The organism is Streptomyces sp. NPDC059080, from assembly GCF_042739975.1.
Lineage (GTDB): Bacteria > Actinomycetota > Actinomycetes > Streptomycetales > Streptomycetaceae > Streptomyces > Streptomyces benahoarensis.
The window spans coordinates 18,632-21,555 of record NZ_JBHYGX010000066.1 but is presented as its reverse complement, the minus strand read 5'-3'; the positions used below and the strand labels follow the sequence as shown (position 1 = coordinate 21,555).

4 protein-coding genes and 1 pseudogene are annotated in these 2,924 nt (G+C 74.2%); 3 read left to right on the top strand and 2 right to left on the bottom strand.

The features are described from left to right. Positions 1-226: pseudogene (locus ACFWWQ_RS29040) on the bottom strand (hypothetical protein); the annotation flags it as partial. A 6-nt stretch (positions 227-232) separates the two neighbouring features. Then, positions 233-1,240 (bottom strand): alpha/beta fold hydrolase, encoded by a 1,008-nt coding sequence (locus ACFWWQ_RS29035; protein ID WP_384602174.1) that lies wholly within the window; start codon positions 1,238-1,240, stop codon positions 233-235. Positions 1,241-1,435: 195 nt separating this feature from the next. On the opposite strand from ACFWWQ_RS29035, the gene ACFWWQ_RS29030 reads away from it, so the two are divergent. From ACFWWQ_RS29030 to ACFWWQ_RS29020, 3 genes are all read left to right on the top strand, one after another. Next, positions 1,436-1,651 (top strand): hypothetical protein, encoded by a 216-nt coding sequence (locus ACFWWQ_RS29030; protein ID WP_384602172.1) that lies wholly within the window; start codon positions 1,436-1,438, stop codon positions 1,649-1,651. Positions 1,652-1,799: 148 nt separating this feature from the next. Continuing rightward, positions 1,800-2,441: a TetR/AcrR family transcriptional regulator gene (locus ACFWWQ_RS29025; RefSeq protein ID WP_384602170.1), complete on the top strand. Its 642-nt coding sequence runs from the start codon at positions 1,800-1,802 to the stop codon at positions 2,439-2,441. Between the two features lie 117 nt (positions 2,442-2,558). Next, positions 2,559-2,786 carry a DUF3107 domain-containing protein gene (locus ACFWWQ_RS29020; RefSeq protein WP_143941499.1) on the top strand — a complete coding sequence of 76 codons (228 nt, stop codon included), beginning with the start codon at positions 2,559-2,561 and terminating at the stop codon, positions 2,784-2,786. The last annotated feature ends 138 nt before the right edge of the window (positions 2,787-2,924 follow it).

The window sequence follows — 2,924 nt, the reverse complement described above, 5'->3', positions numbered from 1 at the left end:
GCTCCCGCTGCTCGGGGTGGCCGCCGCGCACGCCCTCGCGCGCGGGGCCCGGGTGTGCGGCGCCGTGCGGGCGGGCGGCGGGCTCCGCCGGGTGCGGCCGTTCACCGTCACCCGGTCCGCGCCTGCGGCGCCCGCTGCCCGGCTCGGCCGCGGCCGCCGGGCGCGGCACCGCCGTCTCCGTCGTGTCGTGCCCGTCCGGTGTCCCGCCTCGGCTGTGCCGTCCCACGCTCCGTCAGCTCCTGCCCGTACCGGCCGCCGCCGTGTCGTCGATCAGTTCCCGGATGGCCCGCGCCACCGTCCGCGGGTACTCCATCATCGCCACGTGCCCGGCCTCGGGCAGCGTCACCAGCCGCGCCCCGCGGAAGGCGGCGGCGGCCCGCCGCGCCATCCGGTACGAGACGAGCCGGTCGCGCCCACCGTAGACGAGGAGCGTCGGCGCGAGCACCCGCTCCGCCTGCCGCCACAGATTGTGCTGCCCGCCCAGGGTGTACGCATTGACCAGTCCGCGGGCGGAGCGCTCCATCACCTCCCAGAAGTACGGGAGTTCGAGCCGCTTGGCGTACTCGTCGACCGCGTCGCGGAAGCCGTCGGGGGTGACGTTGCGCGGGTCGCCGTAGCAGAGCCCCAGCACCTCGCGGGTGCGGTGCTCGGGCGTCCAGTCGCGGGTGAGGCGGGCGAAGAGGCGGGTGGTGCCGGGCACCGCGAGCAGCGCGGTGGGGACCGCCGTCAGCTGCGGCCGCAGCTCCGGCAGGGCCGGCGAGATCAGCGTCAGAGTGCGGACGAGATCGGGCCGGGCGGCGGCCACCCGCGTCGCGGCGGCGCCGCCCATGGAGTTGCCGACGAGGTGGACCGGACCGCGACCGGCCGCGTCCAGATACCGGATGACCGCGCGGGCCTGCGCGGCGACCGCGTAGTTGCCGTCGTCGGGCGGCGGCGCCTCACCGAAGCCGGGCAGATCGAGCGCCTCGCCGTCGAGCCGGTCGGCGAGCAGCGGCATCAGCGCCGACCAGTTCCGCGACGAGCCGCCGAGCCCATGGACGTACAGCGCGGGCTCCCGCTCCCGCACCGCGCCCGCACCGGACTCCGGCAGCGGCGCCGGGGTGCGCACACCGAGCGTCAGGCCGGAGAGCGGCACCAGCCGCAGCGTCTCGGCGGCCTCCTGCGGGCCGGGGCGTCCCGGACCACCGGGCGGCACCGGAAGGGCTGCGGTCCGGGTGTCGGGCGACTCCGTCGAAGACATGCCGTCGATGTTACGAGATGATCACGCGCGCACCGATGTGTTCGCCGTCACACATCGCATCGCGCTGCCGCGCCCGCTCTCCTAGGCTCGATACGAAGGGCGCCCCCGGCCCGCCCGCGGCCGGAGGCCCGAACCGCCCACCGGCCCGGGGCGAGGAAGGCACAGCGGACCGAGAGACTCCAGAGAGGGAGCGCCATGCCGGTCGATCCGAGCGACCCGGACACCTTCGACGACGAGAACGGAACCGGCTTCCCCGACGAGGCTCCGGAGGCCGACGCCCAGGAACAGCACGCGGACGTCGCGCCCCACCGCGACGAGACGCTGTCCGGCACCGACCTCGACGCCGCGAACGAGGCGGACCGCGCCGAACAGTCCCGCGTCGTGGAACTCAACGAAGACGAATATCGATGACCTGGGGTGTTATGTCACCTTCCCACAAGGGTCCGGACCGGATTTTCTCGGCTCCGACCGCCCACAGCCCGGTTACCCAAAAGTACGATGGCGGGCGCGGTGTACCGCCTTGCGTACGCCGCGTACGGAACGACTTCTGGGAGGCAGCGTGAGCGCCATCGAGCAGACCGAGGCGGCACGCCCGCGGGGCACACGTCTGCCGCGCCGAGCACGGCGCAACCAGCTTCTGGGTGCGGCACAGGAAGTGTTCGTCGCGCAGGGCTACCACTCCGCGGCGATGGACGACATCGCCGAGCGGGCGGGCGTCAGCAAGCCGGTGCTCTACCAGCACTTCCCGGGCAAGCTGGACCTCTACCTGGCCCTGCTCGACCAGCACTGCGAGGCGCTGCTGCACTCGGTGCGGACGGCGCTGGCGTCGACGACCGACAACAAGCAGCGCGTCGCGGCGACGATGGACGCCTACTTCGCCTACGTCGAGGACCCGGGCGGCGCGTTCCGGCTGGTCTTCGAGTCGGACCTGACCAACGAACCGGCGGTCCGCGAGCGGGTCGACAAGGTCTCGCTGGAGTGCGCCGAGGCGATCTGCGCGGTGATCGCCGAGGACACCGGCCTCTCGCGCGACGAGTCGATGCTGCTGGCCGTGGGCCTCGGCGGCGTCTCGCAGGTCGTGGCGCGTTACTGGCTGGCCGCCGACAGCAAGGTCCCGCGGGAGACCGCGGTGGGCCTGCTGACCTCCCTCGCCTGGAAGGGCATCGCGGGTTTCCCGCTGCACGGCATCGATCCCCACTGACCGTGTTCGCTCCCGGCGTGCCCCGGGGCGCCCTGCACCTCCCCGTACCGGGCTAATGTGTGCTGCGTACGGCGCGGCTGTCCGCGCACCCAACTGACCGTCGGAGGGACATCAGCCGTGGAGGTCAAGATCGGCGTGCAGCACGCGCCCCGCGAGATCGTTCTCGAGAGCGCGCAGACTGCCGAGGAGGTGGAGGGCGCCGTCGCCGACGCCCTCGGCGGCAAGTCGCCGCTGCTGAGCCTGGTGGACGAGCACGGCCGCAAGGTCCTGGTCCCGTCGGACCGGCTCGCCTACGTGGAGATCGGCGAGCAGTCGGTCCGCAAGGTCGGCTTCGGCGCACTCTGACCCCGGGGCGCCGCACGGGCGCCCGAGGCACACCGCGGAGGGGGGGGGGGGGGGGGGCGAGACGAACACGCCGCCGCGAGGGGGGGGGGGGGGCGAGCGCCACACGGGGGGGGGGGGGCTCAGGCGCGCGCCCCCGCG